Raw genomic sequence first — 17,340 nt, 5'->3', positions numbered from 1 at the left:
CCTGCAATGACGTACCGTGCGGACAACCAGCTGTTCGATGCCTACTTCACCGCGCCGGCCATGCGCGAGATCTTCTCCGACCGCGGCCGCCTGCAGGGCATGCTCGATTTCGAGGCTGCCCTGGCCCGCGCCGAAGCTGCCGCCGGGCTGGTGCCGCACAGCGCGGTGGCGGCCATCGAGGCCGCCTGCAAGGCCGAGCGCTACGACACCCGCGCCCTGGCTGATGCCATCGCCAGCGCTGGCAACTCGGCCATCCCACTGGTGAAGGCGCTGGGCAAGGTGATCGCCAGCGGCGTACCCGAGGCCGAGCGCTATGTGCACCTGGGCGCCACCAGCCAGGACGCCATGGACACCGGGCTGGTACTGCAGCTGCGCGATGCCCTCGACCTCATCGAAGCGGACCTTGGCCAACTGGCCGAGAGCCTGTCGCGCCAGGCCTTGCAGCATGCCGATACGCCCCTGGTGGGGCGCACCTGGCTGCAGCACGCCACGCCGGTCACCCTGGGCATGAAGCTGGCCAGTGTGCTGGGCGCGCTGACCCGCCATCGCCAACGCCTGCAGGAACTGCGCCCGCGCCTGCTGTGCCTGCAGTTTGGCGGTGCTTCGGGCAGCTTGGCGGCATTGGGCAGCAAGGCCATGCCGGTAGCCGAGGGCTTGGCCGAGCAGCTCAAGCTGCACTTGCCTGAGCAGCCTTGGCACACCCAGCGCGACCGCCTGGTGGAATTTGCCTCGGTGTTGGGCCTGATCGCCGGCAGCCTGGGCAAATTCGGCCGCGATATCAGCCTGCTGATGCAGACCGAGGCGGGCGAGGTGTTCGAGCCTTCCGCGCCGGGCAAAGGTGGCTCGTCGACCATGCCGCACAAGCGCAACCCGGTGGGCGCCGCCGTGCTGATCGGTGCCGCCACCCGTGTGCCTGGCCTGGTGTCGACGCTGTTTGCCGCCATGCCTCAAGAACATGAACGCAGCCTCGGCCTGTGGCATGCCGAATGGGAAACCCTGCCGGATATCTGCTGCCTGGTGTCCGGCGCCCTGCGCCAGGCCCAGGTGATCGCCGAAGGCATGCAGGTGGACGCCGAGCGCATGCGCCGCAACCTCGACCTGACCCAGGGCCTGGTGCTGGCCGAAGCCGTCAGCATCGTCCTGGCCCAGCGCCTGGGCCGTGACCGCGCCCACCATCTGCTCGAGCAGTGCTGCCAGCGTGCCGTCGCCGAGCAGCGCCACCTGCGCGCGGTGCTTGGTGACGAGCCGCACGTCAGCGCCGAACTGTCGGCGGAAGAACTCGATCGTTTGCTCGACCCTGCCCATTACCTCGGCCAGGCCCGCGTCTGGGTGGCGCGCGCCGTGGCTGAACATCAACGTTTCACTGCCTGAAGGAGACTGCTGTGGCGCATTTGCAACTGGCCGATGGCGTACTGAACTATCAAATCGATGGCCCGGCGGATGCTCCGGTGCTGGTGTTGTCCAATTCCTTGGGTACCGACCTGGGTATGTGGGACACGCAGATTCCGCTGTGGAGCGAGCACTTGCGCGTGTTGCGTTATGACACCCGCGGCCATGGTGCCTCGCTGGTCACCGCAGGCCCTTACAGCATTGAGCAATTGGGCCGCGATGTGCTTGCCCTGCTCGATGGCCTGGACATCCAGAAAGCGCACTTCGTCGGGCTGTCGATGGGCGGCCTGATCGGCCAGTGGCTGGGGATCAACGCAGGCGAGCGCCTGCACAGCCTTACCCTGTGCAACACCGCGGCCAAGATCGGCAGTGACGAGGTCTGGAACCCGCGCATCGACACCGTGCTCAAGGGCGGCCAGCAGGCCATGGTTGCCCTGCGCGATGCCTCCATTGCGCGCTGGTTTACCCCAGGCTTCGCCCAGACGCAGCCCGAGCAGGCCCAGCGTATCTGCCAGATGCTGGCGCAGACCACGCCTGAGGGCTATGCAGCCAACTGCGCTGCGGTGCGCGACGCCGACTACCGCGAGCACGTGCAGCGTATCCAGGTGCCGACCTTGATCGTTGCCGGTACCGAAGACGTGGTGACCACCCCTGAGCATGGCCGCTTCATGCAGGCTGCCATCCAGGGCGCCGACTATGTCGACTTCCCGGCTGCGCACCTGTCCAACGTCGAGATTGGCGAGCGCTTCAGCCGCCGAGTGCTCGACTTCCTGCTGGCCCACTGAGGATAACGCCATGGATGAGAAACAACGCTACGACGCAGGCATGCAGGTGCGCCGCGCGGTGCTTGGCGATGCGCACGTGGACCGCAGCCTGGAGAAGCTCAACGACTTCAATGGCGAGTTCCAGGAGATGATCACCCGCCATGCCTGGGGTGATATCTGGACTCGCCCCGGCCTGCCGCGTCACACCCGCAGCCTGATCACCATCGCCATGCTGATCGGCATGAACCGCAACGACGAGCTCAAGCTGCACCTGCGGGCCGCTGCCAACAACGGCGTGACCCGTGACGAGATCAAGGAAGTGCTGATGCAGAGCGCGATCTACTGCGGCATCCCGGCGGCCAATGCCACCTTCCACCTGGCGGAATCGGTGTGGGATGAGCTGGGCGTCGAGTCGCGCTCTTAAGCCCCGTGGGCTCTTGGTAGGAGCGGCCTTGCGTCGCGAAAGGGCTGCGTAGCGGCCCCGGATATGTGCGGTGACGCTGAAATCGAGGGGCCGCTGCGCGCCCCTTTCGCGACGCAAGGCCGCTCCTACGACGACCGCAGGGCCACTGGGCCGGCATTGGCCTCCACGGCTTGCTTGAGCGCTGGGCACAACCCCAGCATGAATGCCGCTTCCGCCACCACGAACAGGGGCCCGATGATCAGCCCGCTGATATCGTCGACGAACGCCGGCTTGCGGCCTTCGTAATAGTGGCCGACGAACTGGATGATCCAGCCCACCACGAACGCCCCCAGCCCCGCACCGAGCCACAGCCCGGTGCTTTGTACCGCCAGTACCTGGCCAAGCCACAGGCACAGACCCAGCAGCAGCCCCATGACCAGCCCGAAGCGCAGGTCCAGGCGCAGGTAGAACCACACCGAAGCCGCCGCCGCCAGCAGGGCAGGGGATAGCCAGATACCGGCAACGTCCCAGCCTGGGCGCGACAGCAGGATGGACACGGCCAGCACGATCAGTGGGATGCCGACGAAATGAGTGGCGATGTTGCGTGGGTCGCGGTGGTAGTTGGCGTATTGGCTCAGGTGTTCGACGAGGTTTTTCATTGTTGTGCCTCCCTGGTTGGCCGGTACAGGCCCCCATATAGCTCAGGATAGCCCGCAGGCACCATCTTCATCAGTTCAGCGAATGGCGGCACTGCGCAGGGGCGCATCCAGCCCCACCAGCGTCTCGATCATGGCCCGCGTCGCCGGCGACAAGCGATAGCCGCTGCGGCTGACCGGGCCCCCGCCAGGTGCTCGGTCTGCAGGTGTGGGGTGAAGTCGCTGCGCCCGCGATGCCTTCAAGAATGGTTTGTTTCGTTAGTTATTCTTTTGGGTTATTTAAACCCTCGTCACGGGTTTGACCGCGACGAGGGTGGCCAGATCACAGCAGATTCAACGGGTAACTCACTATCAGCCGGTTCTCATCGAAGGCATTGGTGCTGAAATCTCGGCGCATGGTGGAGTTGCGCCATTTCACCGACAGGTCCTTGAACGACCCCGACTGCACCACGTAGGCCAGTTCGGTCTCACGTGCCCATTCCTTGCCATCGTCGACGCCACCCGCCGTCACGTTGTCACCCTTGATATAGCGGTTCATCAAGGTCAGCCCCGGTACCCCGACGGTGGCGAAGTTGAAGTCATGGCGCACCTGCCAGGAACGCTCCTTGGCATTGTCGAAGCTGGCGTTGTAGCTGTCGTTGGCCAAGGTGCCGCCGCTGGTGCCGTTGACCCGCAGCCAGGCGTCATCGCCACTGACCTTTTGCAGGCCGACGTAGAAGGTATGGCCCTGGTAGCGTGCCGAAAGCAGTGCTGAGGCGGTGCGGTTATCCAGTTCCCCGGCGCGCTCGGCGCCGTCTTCCTTGCCGATGAAGTAGCCGAGGTTGGCGCCCAGGGTCCAGTCGCCCAGTGGCTGGCTGTGTACCAGGTTGAGGTACTGCTGGCGGTAGATGTCCTTGAGCTGGGCATCCCACAGGCCAATCATCGTGCGCTTGTCGTTGAAGGTGTATTCACCACCGCCGAAGTTGAAGCGGTCCGAGGTGAAGGCTGCACGGCCATTGAGCGACATGTCTTCCATGCTGGCGTCGTTGCGCGGGCTGTTGCCGCGGAACTGGCCGGCATACAGGGTCAGGCCGTCGATTTCCTTGGAGGTGAGCTGGCCGCCGCGGAAGGTCTGTGGCAGCGAGCGGCCATCGTCCGAACGCAGGATCGGCAGCACTGGCATCCATTCGCCGACCTTCAGTTCGGTCTGCGAGAGCTTGGCTTTCAGGGCCACGCCCAGGCGGCCGAAATCGTCTGCGGGGCGGCCGTCATCGTGCACCGGCAACAGGTGGGTATTGGTGGTGCCTCTGCCGCCATCGAGCTTGACCGAGTACATGCCCAACACATCCACGCCGAAACCCACAGTGCCCTGGGTGAAGCCGGAGCGGGCATCGAGGATGAAGCTCTGGGTCCATTCCTCGGCCTTGCTCTGGGGGTGGGCTGGGTCGACGAAGTTGCGGTTGATGTAGAAGTTGCGCAGGTTGAGGGTGGCCTTGGCGTCTTCCATGAAGCCGCCGTCCGCAGCAAACGCGGGGAGGGTGCAGGACATGGCCAACAGGCCGGGCAGCAGCTGGCGTGCGGTATGCGAAGTGCTCATCTGTCGTGGATCTCTTGTTTTTATGGGCGAGCCGTTGCGCTGCAGGATGCGGCCTGCAGGTGCGGGTCTTTGATGAACGTGGGCAACGTTGCGTGAGCGGATGGTGCGGGGAAGGGAAGGGGCGAGGCAATTCGTCGCAGACGGTATGGGGCGATAATCGAACGGAATGTTCCAGGTGGTTAATTGTTTGCCTGCCCAAGCAAGCGACAACAAAAAGCCCACCGCGAGGGTGGGCTTGATGTTGCTACCAGGGCATTCAGCCTTTCGGTGTTGCCACCGAAGCCTGCTGATTGGCCTGCCCGGTCTGCTCGTACCAGCCGCCGCCGAGCGCCTTGTACAGGTTGACCTCACTGGTCAGCTGCGACAGGCGATCACCGATCAGTGCCTGCTGGGCGCTGAACAGGTTACGTTGGGCGTCGAGGAAGGTCAGGTTGCTGTCGATACCGATACGGTAGCGACGCTCGGCCAGGCGGTAGTAGTCCTGGTTCGCCTGCACCAGGTCACGCTGGGCCTGCAACTGCTCTTCGAAGGTCTTGCGCGCCGCCAGGCCATCGGAGACTTCCTGGAAGGCGGTCTGGATGGTCTTCTCGTACTTGGCGACGTTGATGTCCTTCTGGATCTTCGAGTAGTCCAGGCTGGCCTTCAAGCTGCCGGCGTTGAAGATCGGCAGGTTGATCTGCGGCTGGAACAACCAGGTGCCCGAACCGCCTTTGAACAGGCCGTCCATGTCGGTACTCAAGGTGCCGGCGTTGGCGGTCAGGCTGATGCTCGGGAAGAACGCTGCACGGGCCGCGCCGATGTTGGCGTTGGCGGCCTTGAGCAGGTGCTCGGCTTCCTGGATGTCCGGGCGACGCTGAAGGATGTCCGACGGCAGGCCGGCCGGTACTTCGGCCAGCTGGTCGGCGTTCAGCTCCAGCGGCTGGGGCAGGTTGGCCGGTACGCCGGTACCCAGCAGCACAGTCAGGCTGTTGAGGTCCTGGGCAACCAGGCGCTGGTACTGCGAGTACTTGACCCGCGCGCCTTCCACGGCGGTGCGTGCCTGGCTGAGGTCGAGCGCCGAGGCGACACCGACTTCATTGCTGCGACGGGTCAGGTTGTAGCTTTCTTGGTAGGTCTTCAGGGTGTCTTCGGTCAGCTTGAACAGCGCCTGATCCGCCTGCCAGGTGTAGTAGGCGTTGGCCACGCTGGCCACCAGGGCGATCTGCGTGGAGCGCCGTGCCTGTTCACTGGACAGGTAGGTTTCCAGCGCTTGCTCGCTCAGGCTGCGCACACGGCCGAACAGGTCCAGCTCATAGGCACTGACGCCGAGAGTGGCCGAGTACTGGCTGGTGATACCGGCTTGGCCGGTCTGCGACATGTCTGCCGGTACCCGCTGGCGGCTGCCGCTGCCAGTGGCCGAAACCGCCGGGAACAGGTCGGCCCGCTGGATGCGGTACTGCGCGCGGTAGGCGTCGATGTTCAGCGCCGCGACACGCAGGTCGCGGTTGTTCACCAGCGAGGTCTGAATCAGCTGCTGCAGCGCCGGGTCGTGGAAGAACTGGCGCCAGCCCTGTTCGGCGGCGGCAACGTCTGCCGATTGGGTCGGCGAATACGCAGGGCCTTGCGGCCACTGCGCTGCCACCGGCGCTTCCGGGGTCTGGTAATCAGGGATCAGCGAGCAACCGCCAAGAATGAAAGCGGTTACCGCCAGGGACAACAAAGACTTGGTCATTGCCCAGCCTCATAACGTGGAGTTTCAGGGGTGTCGTCTTTTTTCGGCTCTTTGCTGCCGAACATCGACGACACTGCGACGAAGAATAGCGGTACCCAGAAGATTGCCAACACGGTCGCACTGATCATGCCGCCGATCACGCCGGTGCCGATCGCATGCTGGCTGCCGGCGCCTGCGCCGCTGGCGATGGTCAACGGTACCACGCCGAGGATGAACGCCAGCGAGGTCATGATGATCGGGCGCAGACGCATGCGGCACGCCTCGATCGCAGCGTCGTACAGGCTGCGGCCCTGCTCGTGCAGCTCTTTGGCGAACTCGACGATCAGGATCGCGTTCTTCGCCGCCAGGCCGATGGTGGTCAACAGGCCGACCAGGAAGTACACGTCGTTGGACAAACCGCGCAGGCTGGCGGCGATCAGGGCACCGATGATACCCAGCGGTACCACCAGCACGACCGCGATCGGGATCGACCAGCTTTCGTACAGCGCTGCCAGGCACAGGAACACGAACAGAATCGAGAGGGCGAACAGTGCCGGCATCTGCGAGCCGGAGAGTTTTTCCTCGTAGGACATGCCCGTCCAGGAGAAGCCGATACCGTCCGGCAGCTCGCCAGCGATGCGTTCCACTTCAGCCATGGCCTCACCGGTACTGTAGCCCGGCGCTGGCGCACCAAGGATTTCCATCGCCTCGACGCCGTTGTAACGGGACAGCTTCGGCGAGCCGTAGGTCCATTCGCCCTTGGCGAAGGAAGAGAACGGCACCATCTCGCCCTTACCGTTGCGTACGTACCACTTCTGCAGGTCTTCCGGGCTCATCCGGGCATTGGGTTCACCCTGGATGTACACCTTCTTGACCCGGCCACGGTCGATGAAGTCGTTGACGTAGCTGGCACCCAAGGCAATCGACAGGGTGTTGTTGATGTCGGCGATGGTCACGCCCAGGGCGCTGGCACGTTCGTCATCAATGGTCAGCTGGTACTGCGGTTCATCGTTCAGGCCGTTAGGGCGCACGGCACTGAGTATCTTGCTCTGTGCAGCCTTGGCCAGGAACTGGTTGCGTGCTTCCATGAGTTTTGCATGGCCGACACCGCCGCGGTCCTGGAGGAACACGTCGAAGCCGGTGGCGTTACCCAGTTCGAGTACCGCAGGCGGGGCGAAGGCGAACACCATCGCATCGCGGAAGGTGAAGAAGTGCTGCTGCGCACGCTGGGCCAGGGCGAACACACTGTTCTCCTGGGAGCGCTCGCCCCACGGCTTGAGCATGATGAACGCCATGCCCGAGCTTTGGCCGCGGCCGGCAAAGTTGAAGCCGTTGACGGTGAACACCGACGAAACGGTATCGGCTTCGTCCTTGAGCAGGTACTCGCGCATCTGGTCGACCACCACTTGGGTGCGTTCGGCACTGGAGCCTGCCGGGGTCTGCACCTGGGCAAACAACACGCCTTGGTCTTCTTCAGGCAGGAACGCCGTCGGGATGCGGGTGAACAGCCAGATCATGCCAACCACGATCAGTGCGTAGCCCAGCAGGAAGGGCACCTTGTTGCGCAGGATGGTGCCCACGCTGCGCTCGTAGCCGTTTACGCTGCGGTCGAAGTTGCGGTTGAACCAGCCGAAGAAACCACCTTTGGCGGTGTGGTGCTCGCCCTTCTTCAGCGGCTTGAGCATGGTTGCGCACAGTGCCGGGGTGAAGATCAGTGCCACCAGCACCGACAGGCCCATGGCCGAGACGATGGTGATGGAGAACTGGCGGTAGATCACACCGGTAGAGCCGCCGAAGAAGGCCATGGGCAGCAATACCGCCGACAGCACCAGGGCGATACCCACCAATGCACCCTGGATCTGCTCCATGGAACGCTTGGTGGCTTCCTTGGGTGGCAAACCCTCCTCGGACATCACCCGCTCGACGTTCTCCACCACGACGATGGCGTCGTCCACCAGCAAGCCGATGGCCAGGACCATGGCGAACATGGTCAGGGTGTTGATGCTGAAGCCCGCAGCGGCAAGGATGCCGAAGGTACCCAGCAACACCACCGGTACGGTCATGGTGGTGATGATGGTAGCGCGGAAGTTCTGCAGGAACAGGTACATCACCAGGAACACCAGGACCACGGCTTCGATCAGGGTGTGGATCACCCCACTGATCGATTCGGTGACCACTGGCGTGGTGTCATACGGGAACACGGCCTTCACGCCCGGCGGGAAGAACGGCTCGAGGTCGCTGATGGTCTGGCGCAGCGCCTTGGCAGTGTCCAGGGCGTTGGCGCCGGTGGCCAGCTTGACCGCCAGGCCCGAAGCCGGTTTGCCGTTGAACTGGGCACTGACCGCGTAGTTCTCGCCGCCCAGGCCAACCTCGGCGACATCACCCAGGCGTACCTGGGAACCGTCGTTGTTGACCTTGAGCAGGATCTTTTCGAACTGCTCGGCGGTCTGCAGACGGGTTTTGCCGATGATGGTGGCGTTCAGCTGGGTACCCGGCAGGGCAGGCAAGCCGCCGAGCTGGCCGGACGATACCTGCACGTTCTGCGCAGCGACCGCAGTCTTCACGTCGACCGGGGTCAGCTGGAACTTGTTCAGCTTGGCCGGATCGAGCCAGATACGCATGGCGTACTGGGCACCGAATACCTGGAAGTCACCCACGCCGGCGGTCCGCGAAACCGGGTCCTGCATGTTCGAGACGATGTAGTTGGCCAAGTCGTCCTTGGTCATGCTGCCATCTTCGGACACCAGGCCGATCACCAACAGGAAGTTCTTCACTGCCTTGGTGACACGGATACCCTGTTGCTGCACTTCCTGCGGCAACAGCGGTGTGGCCAGGTTCAGCTTGTTCTGAACCTGAACCTGCGCGGTGTCGGCGTTGGTGCCTTGCTCGAAGGTGGCGGTGATGGTCATGCTGCCGTCGGAGTTACTTTCCGAAGACACATAACGCAGGTTGTCGATACCGTTGAGCTGCTGCTCGATGACCTGCACCACGGTGTCCTGCACCGTCTGCGCCGAGGCGCCCGGGTAGGTCACGGCGATGGCGATGGCCGGTGGCGCGATGCTTGGGTACTGGTTGATCGGCAACTTCAGGATCGACAGGGCCCCGACCAGCATGATCACCAAGGCGATCACCCAGGCGAAGATCGGGCGATCGATAAAGAACTTCGACATGGTTTACTCCGCTTTGGCGTCTGCTTTCGCCGCGTTGGCCTGATCAGGGCTGGCCGGCTTGTTGACGTTGGTGGCTTCGCTGACCTTGACCTCGACGCCCGGACGCACGTATTGCAGCCCTTCGGTGATCAGGCGATCGCCCGGGTTCAGGCCTTCCTCGATCAGCCAGTCACTGCCCAGGGTACGGCTGGCCTTGAGCTGGCGCAGTTCGACCTTGTTTTCCTGGTTGACCACCAGTGCGGTTGGCGCGCCCTTGAGGTCGCGGGTCACGCCCTGCTGTGGGGCCAGGATGGCGTTGGCGTTGACCCCGGCGCGCAGGCGGGCATGCACGAACATGCCTGGCAGCAGGGTGTGGTCGGGGTTCGGGAAGATCGCACGCAGGGTCACCGAGCCTGTGGTCTCGTCGACCGAGACTTCGGAGAACTCCAGGCGGCCTTGCTGCTTGAACAGGCTGCCGTCTTCGAGCACCAGTTGCACCGAGGCGGCGTTTTCGCCGGCCTTTTGCAACTGGCCGCTTTCCAGGTCACGGCGCAGCTTGAGCAGCTCGGCGGTGGACTGGGTGACGTCGACGTAGACCGGGTCGAGTTGCTGGATGGTGGCCATGGCGTTGGTCTGACCATTGCTCACCAGCGCGCCTTCGGTAAACGCGGAACGGCCGATGCGGCCGCTGATCGGTGCCAGGACTTTGGTGTAGCGCAGGTCGATCTGGGCACTCTTGAGTGCAGCCTCTGCCTGCAATCGTTTGGCATTGGCGTCGTCGTATTCCTGCTTGGACACAGCCTGTTCATCGATCAGCTGCTTGTAGCGCTCGGCCAGCGAGCGGGTGGCCTGCAGGTTGGCCTGGGCATTGGCCAGGTTGGCCTCGTAGACGGCAGGGTCGATCTGGTACAGCTGCTGGCCTTCCTTGACGTCGCTGCCTTCCTTGAAGAGGCGCTTGAGAATGATGCCATTGACCTGTGGTCGCACTTCGGCAACCCGGTAGGCACTGGTGCGCCCCGGCAATTCCGAGGTCAGGGTGAAGGCTTGCGGCTGAATGGTCACGACGCCGACCTGAGGAGCCTGCGCGGCAGGCGCTGCTTCTTCTTTCTTGCAGCCACTGAGCAGAGTTGCCAGGGCGACGGCGGAAACCAGAGCGGTAACGGCTGGCTTGAATTGCATGAGGATCCTCGGGGCGCTGGAGCAGGAGACGCTCAAGAGTAATGGAAGAGTCTGATCGGAAAAATGCTATCCGGTGGATAAATAGCTTGCTAAGGAATATACTTACATTCATGGTTGTTTGTAAATACCGCTGCGCAGTACTTGGTGACTGCAGCAGCCCTTGATTAGCCCATTCGGGAGACGCCCTGCAGAGGCGACCCCGGCGGTTCCCCCGAGCACGCCGCGTGCTCGGGCCCAGATGAGGTTGTACTGCCATGGTCCGTAGAACCAAAGAAGAAGCCCAGGAAACCCGCGCCCAGATCATCGAGGCAGCGGAAAAGGCCTTCTACAAGCGCGGGGTTGCGCGAACCACCTTGGCCGACATCGCCGAACTGGCGGGCGTGACCCGAGGTGCGATCTACTGGCACTTCAACAACAAGGCCGAACTGGTGCAAGCGCTGCTCGACAGCCTGCATGAAGCCCATGACCACCTTGCACGCGCGAGCGAAAGCGAGGACGAACTGGACCCGCTGGGTTGCATGCGCAAGCTGCTGCTGCAAGTGTTCAACGAGCTGGTGCTCGATGCCCGAACCCGGCGTATCAATGAAATTCTGCATCACAAGTGCGAGTTCACCGATGACATGTGTGAAATTCGCCAGCAGCGCCAGAGCACGGTGCTGGATTGCCACAAGGGCATTGCCCTGGCGCTTGCCAATGCCGCGCGCCGGGGCCAGTTGCCTGTCGAGCTGGATGTCGAGCGCGCGGCGGTGGCCATGTTTGCCTATGTCGATGGCCTGATCGGGCGCTGGTTATTGCTGCCGGACAGTTTCGACCTGCTGCGTGATGTCGAAAAATGGGTCGACACCGGGCTGGATATGCTGCGCTTGAGCCCAGCGCTGCGCAAATGACACTTTGTTAAGGATTGTGAGGGAGTGTTGCCCCATTGTATTAACGGGGCATTAAAGGCGGGGTCGCGTTGCGGCCCTGCTTTATTAGTGCCCGCGCAATTGCCGGTCCGGCAACGCCAGCGCCGCCACCAACCCCAGCAGTGCAACCACACCACTGCCCATCAACAAATGCTTGAACGTCTCCAATAACCTTGCCTGGGTCAGTGGGTCGGCCTCGCCTGCCTTCAGGCTGCCCAGCAAGGGGTTGCCCAGCAGCTCGAACCCACCCTGGTGCAGCAACGCCAGCAGCAGGCTGGACATGCACGCCACCCCCATGGCCCCCCCAAGCGAGCGGAACAGGTTGGTGGTGCTGGTGGCCACGCCAATGTCCTTGCTGGCCACCGCGCTTTGCGTGCCCACCAGCGACGTCGGAAACTGCAGCCCGCAGGCAATGCCGGTCAGCAACATGAACACGGCGCTGAGCAGCGCCGACTGCGGCGGTGTCATGGCCATGGCGAAGATGGCCACCGGCATCAGCAGCGCGCCGGTGAGTATCTGCGGTTTGTAGCGCCCGGTGAGGCTGGTCATGCGGCCGCCGGTGAAGGCCCCCATCGGCAGGCCCATGGCCAGTGGCAGCAGGTGCAATGCCGCGCTGTCGGCACCTGCACCGGTGATGCCCTGGTAGCGCAAGGGCATGAGCATGGTCAGGGAAATCGACTGGAAACTGGCGAAAAATATCACCCCCCAGCACAGCACGGCGACGCGGTTGCCGAACAGGTCGAGGGGCAGCAGCGGCTCCGGGCAGCGCCGTTCATGGCCAATGAAAAGCGCCAGGCCAAGCACCGCGCAGGCGAACAGCGCCAGTACGGATGGCGCTGCCCAGGCGTGGCCCTGGCCGACCAGGGTAATGCCCAGCAGCAGGCTACCCAGGCCAACAATCAGCAACACGGCGCCGAGGTAATCGACCTGCGCCTCGCGGCGCTTGACCGGCATGTCGCGCAGTGCCCGATGGATCGCCCACAACGCGACCATTCCCAGTGGCAGGTTGATCCAGAACACCCAGCGCCAGGACAGGTACTCGGTCAGCCAGCCGCCGAGCACCGGCCCGGCGACGCTGGCCACTGCGTACATGCTGCTGAAATAGCCCTGGTAACGGCCACGTTCGCGCGGTGGCACGAAGTCGCCGATGATCGCCTGGCTGACCGACACCATGCCCCCTGCACCGACCCCTTGCAGCACGCGGGCCAGCACCAGTTGCTGCATGTCCTGGGCGAGGGCGCAGGCAATCGACGCCAGGGTGAACAGCGTGATGCCGGTAAGGATCATGCGCCGCCGGCCATACAGGTCACCGAGTTTGCCGTAGATCGGCACCGCCACCGTCATCGCTACCATGTACCCGGAGATCACCCAGGCCAGCAGGCCGACATCGTTGAATTGTGCGGAAATGGCCGGCAGCGAGACGGCGACAATGGTCTGGTCCAACGCGCCGAGGAAGATGGCCAGCATCAGAGCGGTGAGCACGTTGCGCAAGACGGTCGGGGGCAGGGCGGCAGTCACGAAATTACCTTAGGCATGGCAATGAGGCCGATGAAGTGTAACCTGACTTAGGTAGCTTCCTATGTACTATCTGCATCCCCTATGCAAGATCGGCATTGGCGCATTCATCCAGTGAGGCATGGCCGCGTGATATCGTGGCTGGACCGCAGGGGCTGTGATCCGTGGCCTGCACCAGCTTGGTGCAGCTAATTGCCGCAGGGTTTTCGTGTCGCTGTATCCCATACCTTTTATTCCTCTGCCTGCATGTCGAGCATGACCGCCCGGATGGCGACGGTTGGAACAGGTCAGGTAGACCCGATTCAGGGGTTGGTAGCAACCGTTCAATTTCACGTTATTGCGGAGTGATCATGCCCAGGGCTTCCCACCAAGATTTGCGTTTTGCCTTCCGCGAGCTGCTCGCTTCAGGTTCCTGTTACCACACAGCGTCCGTGTTCGACCCGATGTCGGCGCGCATTGCCGCTGACCTGGGTTTCGAAGTCGGTATTCTTGGTGGTTCGGTGGCTTCGCTGCAGGTGCTGGCCGCACCGGATTTTGCCTTGATCACGCTCAGCGAGTTCGTCGAACAGGCCACACGCATTGGCCGTGTGGCGCAACTGCCGGTGCTGGCCGATGCCGACCACGGCTACGGCAACGCGCTGAATGTCATGCGCACGGTCATCGAACTGGAGCGTGCCGGCGTTGCGGCACTGACCATCGAAGATACGCTGCTACCGGCCCAGTTCGGGCGCAAGTCCACCGATTTGATTCCAGTCGATGAAGGCGTCGGCAAGATTCGCGCGGCGCTTGAAGCACGGGTCGATTCGTCGCTGTCGATCATCGCCCGCACCAACGCCGGCGTGCTGAGCACCGAAGAAATCATTGTGCGCACCCAGAGCTATCAGAAAGCCGGTGCCGACGGGATCTGCATGGTGGGGGTGAAGGATTTCGAGCAGCTCGAGCAGATTGCCGAGCACCTGACCGTGCCGTTGATGCTGGTGACCTACGCCAACCCCAACCTGCGTGATGACGAACGCCTGGCACGCCTGGGCGTGCGCATCGTGGTCGATGGCCATGCGGCGTACTTTGCTGCCATCAAGGCCACCTACGACTGCCTGCGCCTGCAGCGCGGCCAGCAGAACAGGTCCGAGAACCTCAACGCCACCGAACTCTCGCACACCTACACCCAGCCCGAGGATTACATCCGCTGGGCCAAGGAATACATGAGCGTCGAGGAGTGACCGGCAGGGCGCCGTCAGCTCAACGGACGGCGCTCAAGGTTGCGCTTTGCGGCACGCAGTGCGCGTGCTGACAATTGGCTGCCGAGCCGGGTTGGTCGCGGAGCAGTTCGACCCGCCAGCAGGCTGAGCCGTAAAGCCCGGCAACGGCAAACAGCGCCATCACCACTGCGAACCTTCTTGTCTTGATGCCCATGGTGCTCACCTCCTGTTACCGCGCCAGGTGATACCGGTAAGCGTAGGCCAATTCGCGGCGCCATGGGCTTACATCAGGTGCTTGTCCCATTCCGGCTCGTCCCGGAATCGCTGTGCGAGAAAGTCCAGCATGCTGCGCAAGGTCGCCGGCATGTGCTTGCGCGAGGTATACACCGCATTCAGGTTGAGCTCGCGCGGCCGTGCCTCGGGCAGCAGGCGCACCAGTGCGCCCGTGCGCAGCGCAGCGGCAGCCTGGTAGGTTGGCAGCATGGCAATGCCCGCACCGGCCAGTGCCGCCTTTTGCAACGTCATGGCCTCATTGGCACTGATGTTGCCCTCGACCGGGACGGCAATGGCGTGGCCCTGCACCTCGAAATGCCAGAGGCTGTGGCCGAAGTAGGCATGGGTCAGGCAATTGTGCCCGCTCAGTTCCTCAACCCGCTGCGGCGTCCCATGTTCGTGCAGGTAGCCCGGTGCCGCGCACACCACCGAGCGGCACACGGTCAGGCGCCGGGCGATCAGGTTCGGGTCCAGGTCGTTGCTGGTGCGGATGGCCAGGTCGATGCGCTCATCCACCAGGTTGACCGTGCGATCGAGCATCTGCAGTTCAACCTTCACCCCGGGATAGCGCCGAACATACGCGGCCACGGCATCCACCAGTTGCGCCTGGCCGAATGACGTACTGACGCTGATGCGCAGCGCGCCGCGGGGCGCGTCGTCCGGTTGGCGTACGGCAACCTGCAGGTCGCCGGCAAGTTCCAGCAGTTGGCGGCAGCGGGGCAGTGTCTCCTGGCCAGCGGCGGTCAGGCTCAGCTTGCGCGTGGTGCGCTGCATCAGCCGCGCCCCGACCCACTCCTCGAGTTCTGCCAGGTAGCGTGAAACCACTGGCCGCGACAGTTGCAGGTGATCCGCTGCCGCAGACTGGCTGCCCAGGTCGACAACAGTGACAAAAACGCGCATGGCGTTGAGACGGTCCATGATTTGCCCGATTTTAGAAACAAACTATGTTCGAGCATCGCATTTTTTGTCATGGATTTGGCAACTAAGCTGTTGACCATTCTTCTACAGACGGACCGTTGCGATGTCGCTATTCACTCCCTTGCGTGGCCTGTTATTGGCCTGTGTTGCGTTGACCGGCCCGGCCCTGGCTGCCGAGCCGTTGCAGCTGGAGGTCTACAACCCTGGGCACGAGGCCATTTTCCCGGTCAGTTCGGTGATTGTCAGCGGCGCCCACGATGCCATCCTGGTCGACGCCCAGTTCGGCAAGGCGCAGGCTGAACAGGTGGTCGAGCGGTTGCGTGCCGGCGGCAAGCGGCTGACCACCATCTACATCAGCCATGGCGACCCGGACTACTACTTCGGCCTCGACACGCTGACCCAGGCGTTCCCCGCCGCCAAGGTGGTCGCCTCGGCGCCCACGGTTGCGCACATTCGCCAGACCATGGACGCAAAGCTGGCCTACTGGGGCCCGCAAATGGGCGCGGACAAACCGGCTCGGCTGGTCGTGCCACAGGTCCTCGCGGGCGATCGCCTGACCCTGGAAGGCCAGACGCTCGAGGTGGTCGGCCTGGACGGGCCGCAGCCTGATCGCAGTTTTGTCTGGATTCCGTCGATCAAGGCAGTCGTCGGCGGCGTGGTGGTTGCGGAGCATATCCACGTGTGGATGGCCGATACCCAGTCGGCCCAGTCGCATGCCGACTGGCTGGGCACGCTCAAGCACATCGAGCAGCTGGCGCCGCGCACCGTTGTGCCCGGCCATTACCTGGGCCAAAGCAGCCGTTCGCTCGCCGCTGTGCGCTTCGCGGCCAATTATGTTGAGGCGTTCGATGCCGAAGCCGCCAAGGCGAAAGATGCCGCTACGTTGATCGCGGCGATGAAAAAACGCTACCCGGGCCTGGCTGACGAGAGCTCGCTGGAGCTCGGTGCCAAGGTCGCCAAGGGCGAGATGAAGTGGTAATTCCGTTCAATTGATGGAGTGTTTCCCATGAGCAAGATCGCAATCATTGGTGCCACCGGCCGAGCCGGCAGCCAGTTGCTGGAAGAGGCCCTGCGCCGTGGCCACAGTGTCGTGGCCATTGCCCGCGACCCGTCGCGGCTGCAGGGGCGTGATGGGGTGACGGTCAAGGCGCTGGACGTCAAGGACAGTGCGGCGCTACAAGCGGCTGTCGCCGGTGTGGACGCGGTGTTGAGCGCTGCGCACTTTGCAACTATCGACGCGCACGCGATCATCGAGCCGGTCAAGCGCGCTGGGGTCAGGCGCCTGCTGGTGGTGGGCGGGGCCGGCAGCCTGCTGCTGCCTTCCGGGCACAGGGTGATCGACAGCCCGGACTTCCCCGAGGCCTACAAAGCCGAGGCGAGTGCCGGCGTGCGCTTTCTCGAGGTGCTGCGCCAGGAGCAGAATCTGGACTGGACGTTCCTGTCGCCTTCGGCGGAGTTTGTCGAGGGCGAGCGGAGCGGGCACTACACGCTGGGCAAGGATCATCTGCTGATCGGTGCCGACGGCAAGAGCTGGATCACCTTTGCCGACTATGCGATTGCCATGCTCGATGAGCTGGAAAAGCCGGCGCATTCGCGGGCGCGGTTTACCGTCGGGTACTGAGCCGCAGCAAGGCCTCGTGTAGGAGCGGCCTTGCGTCGCGAAAGGGTCGCGGAGCGGCCCCTACGTTCTTACAGGCACCCGAAAACCCGGGGCCGCTCCGCGA

Annotated in this window: 15 protein-coding genes and 1 pseudogene; 7 read left to right on the top strand and 9 right to left on the bottom strand. The window is 63.5% G+C overall.

Annotated elements, in window-relative coordinates; genetic code table 11:
- Positions 1-6: 6 nt before the first annotated feature.
- Genes HU766_RS18540 through pcaC form a run of 3 tightly spaced genes read left to right on the top strand, consistent with a single transcriptional unit; the run spans position 7 to position 2,577 of the window.
- Positions 7-1,371, top strand: a complete 1,365-nt coding sequence (locus tag HU766_RS18540; RefSeq protein ID WP_186659611.1) for a 3-carboxy-cis,cis-muconate cycloisomerase — start codon at positions 7-9, stop codon at positions 1,369-1,371.
- A gap of 11 nt (positions 1,372-1,382) precedes the next feature.
- Positions 1,383-2,174, top strand: coding sequence for a 3-oxoadipate enol-lactonase (gene pcaD, locus HU766_RS18535; RefSeq protein ID WP_033702760.1), 792 nt, complete (start codon positions 1,383-1,385; stop codon positions 2,172-2,174).
- 10 nt (positions 2,175-2,184) lie between these two features.
- Positions 2,185-2,577, top strand: coding sequence for a 4-carboxymuconolactone decarboxylase (pcaC, locus tag HU766_RS18530; protein ID WP_047583944.1), 393 nt, complete (start codon positions 2,185-2,187; stop codon positions 2,575-2,577).
- A gap of 125 nt (positions 2,578-2,702) precedes the next feature.
- Here the strand turns inward: pcaC and HU766_RS18525 are convergent, their stop codons facing one another.
- The 6 genes and pseudogenes from HU766_RS18525 to ttgA form a co-directional block, all read right to left on the bottom strand.
- Positions 2,703-3,215, bottom strand: a complete 513-nt coding sequence (locus HU766_RS18525; RefSeq protein ID WP_186659609.1) for an Mpo1-like protein — start codon at positions 3,213-3,215, stop codon at positions 2,703-2,705.
- A 75-nt stretch (positions 3,216-3,290) separates the two neighbouring features.
- Positions 3,291-3,442 (bottom strand): annotated as a pseudogene (locus tag HU766_RS26580) (LysR family transcriptional regulator); the annotation flags it as partial.
- A 92-nt stretch (positions 3,443-3,534) separates the two neighbouring features.
- Positions 3,535-4,788, bottom strand: a complete 1,254-nt coding sequence (locus HU766_RS18520) for an OprD family porin (protein WP_033702756.1) — start codon at positions 4,786-4,788, stop codon at positions 3,535-3,537.
- 256 nt (positions 4,789-5,044) lie between these two features.
- Entirely contained in the window at positions 5,045-6,499 is a 1,455-nt protein-coding gene (locus HU766_RS18515) for an AdeC/AdeK/OprM family multidrug efflux complex outer membrane factor (RefSeq protein ID WP_033702755.1), read from the bottom strand.
- On the bottom strand, positions 6,496-9,648 hold the full coding sequence (ttgB, locus tag HU766_RS18510; RefSeq protein WP_095064212.1) for a multidrug efflux RND transporter permease subunit TtgB: 3,153 nt from the start codon (positions 9,646-9,648) through the stop codon (positions 6,496-6,498). The genes HU766_RS18515 and ttgB overlap by 4 nt, the downstream gene beginning before the upstream one ends.
- Before the next feature lie 3 nt (positions 9,649-9,651).
- The gene (gene ttgA / locus HU766_RS18505; protein WP_033702753.1) at positions 9,652-10,806 is read right to left on the bottom strand and encodes a toluene efflux RND transporter periplasmic adaptor subunit TtgA; all 1,155 of its coding nucleotides are present in this window, start codon (positions 10,804-10,806) and stop codon (positions 9,652-9,654) included.
- Positions 10,807-11,060: 254 nt separating this feature from the next.
- Here ttgA and ttgR point away from each other — a divergent pair, with 254 nt between their 5' ends.
- The gene (gene ttgR / locus HU766_RS18500) at positions 11,061-11,693 is read left to right on the top strand and encodes an efflux transport transcriptional regulator TtgR (RefSeq protein ID WP_033702752.1); all 633 of its coding nucleotides are present in this window, start codon (positions 11,061-11,063) and stop codon (positions 11,691-11,693) included.
- Between the two features lie 84 nt (positions 11,694-11,777).
- On the opposite strand, the gene HU766_RS18495 is transcribed toward ttgR, so the two are convergent.
- On the bottom strand, positions 11,778-13,229 hold the full coding sequence (locus HU766_RS18495; RefSeq protein WP_186659607.1) for an MDR family MFS transporter: 1,452 nt from the start codon (positions 13,227-13,229) through the stop codon (positions 11,778-11,780).
- Positions 13,230-13,576: 347 nt separating this feature from the next.
- On the opposite strand from HU766_RS18495, the gene HU766_RS18490 reads away from it, so the two are divergent.
- Entirely contained in the window at positions 13,577-14,446 is an 870-nt protein-coding gene (locus tag HU766_RS18490; protein WP_033702750.1) for an oxaloacetate decarboxylase, read from the top strand.
- Between the two features lie 19 nt (positions 14,447-14,465).
- On the opposite strand, the gene HU766_RS18485 is transcribed toward HU766_RS18490, so the two are convergent.
- Both HU766_RS18485 and HU766_RS18480 read right to left on the bottom strand, forming a co-directional pair.
- The gene (locus HU766_RS18485) at positions 14,466-14,639 is read right to left on the bottom strand and encodes a hypothetical protein (protein ID WP_186659605.1); all 174 of its coding nucleotides are present in this window, start codon (positions 14,637-14,639) and stop codon (positions 14,466-14,468) included.
- 68 nt (positions 14,640-14,707) lie between these two features.
- Entirely contained in the window at positions 14,708-15,616 is a 909-nt protein-coding gene (locus HU766_RS18480; RefSeq protein WP_186659603.1) for a LysR family transcriptional regulator, read from the bottom strand.
- A 103-nt stretch (positions 15,617-15,719) separates the two neighbouring features.
- On the opposite strand from HU766_RS18480, the gene HU766_RS18475 reads away from it, so the two are divergent.
- Together HU766_RS18475 and HU766_RS18470 are read left to right on the top strand one after the other, a co-directional pair.
- A complete protein-coding gene (locus tag HU766_RS18475) occupies positions 15,720-16,595 on the top strand; it encodes an MBL fold metallo-hydrolase (RefSeq protein WP_186659601.1) in 876 nt (291 codons plus the stop codon).
- A gap of 27 nt (positions 16,596-16,622) precedes the next feature.
- Positions 16,623-17,237 carry an NAD(P)-dependent oxidoreductase gene (locus tag HU766_RS18470; protein WP_033702747.1) on the top strand — a complete coding sequence of 205 codons (615 nt, stop codon included), beginning with the start codon at positions 16,623-16,625 and terminating at the stop codon, positions 17,235-17,237.
- Positions 17,238-17,340 lie beyond the last annotated feature (103 nt).

This window comes from Pseudomonas sp. SWRI77 (assembly GCF_014269105.1).
GTDB classification, from domain to species: Bacteria; Pseudomonadota; Gammaproteobacteria; order Pseudomonadales; family Pseudomonadaceae; genus Aquipseudomonas; species Aquipseudomonas capeferrum.
This window is presented reverse-complemented; position numbering and strand designations above follow the sequence as displayed.

Coding starts and splice junctions, on each gene's coding strand:
- HU766_RS18470 (WP_033702747.1), top strand. CDS start 16,623: ATGAGCAAGATCGCAATCATTGGTGCCACCGGCCGAGCCGGCAGCCAG.
- HU766_RS18515 (WP_033702755.1), bottom strand. CDS start 6,499: ATGACCAAGTCTTTGTTGTCCCTGGCGGTAACCGCTTTCATTCTTGGC.
- HU766_RS18485 (WP_186659605.1), bottom strand. CDS start 14,639: ATGGGCATCAAGACAAGAAGGTTCGCAGTGGTGATGGCGCTGTTTGCC.
- pcaC (WP_047583944.1), top strand. CDS start 2,185: ATGGATGAGAAACAACGCTACGACGCAGGCATGCAGGTGCGCCGCGCG.
- HU766_RS18520 (WP_033702756.1), bottom strand. CDS start 4,788: ATGAGCACTTCGCATACCGCACGCCAGCTGCTGCCCGGCCTGTTGGCC.
- HU766_RS18490 (WP_033702750.1), top strand. CDS start 13,577: ATGCCCAGGGCTTCCCACCAAGATTTGCGTTTTGCCTTCCGCGAGCTG.
- HU766_RS18475 (WP_186659601.1), top strand. CDS start 15,720: ATGTCGCTATTCACTCCCTTGCGTGGCCTGTTATTGGCCTGTGTTGCG.
- ttgB (WP_095064212.1), bottom strand. CDS start 9,648: ATGTCGAAGTTCTTTATCGATCGCCCGATCTTCGCCTGGGTGATCGCC.
- HU766_RS18540 (WP_186659611.1), top strand. CDS start 7: ATGACGTACCGTGCGGACAACCAGCTGTTCGATGCCTACTTCACCGCG.
- ttgA (WP_033702753.1), bottom strand. CDS start 10,806: ATGCAATTCAAGCCAGCCGTTACCGCTCTGGTTTCCGCCGTCGCCCTG.
- HU766_RS18525 (WP_186659609.1), bottom strand. CDS start 3,215: ATGAAAAACCTCGTCGAACACCTGAGCCAATACGCCAACTACCACCGC.
- ttgR (WP_033702752.1), top strand. CDS start 11,061: ATGGTCCGTAGAACCAAAGAAGAAGCCCAGGAAACCCGCGCCCAGATC.
- HU766_RS18480 (WP_186659603.1), bottom strand. CDS start 15,616: ATGGACCGTCTCAACGCCATGCGCGTTTTTGTCACTGTTGTCGACCTG.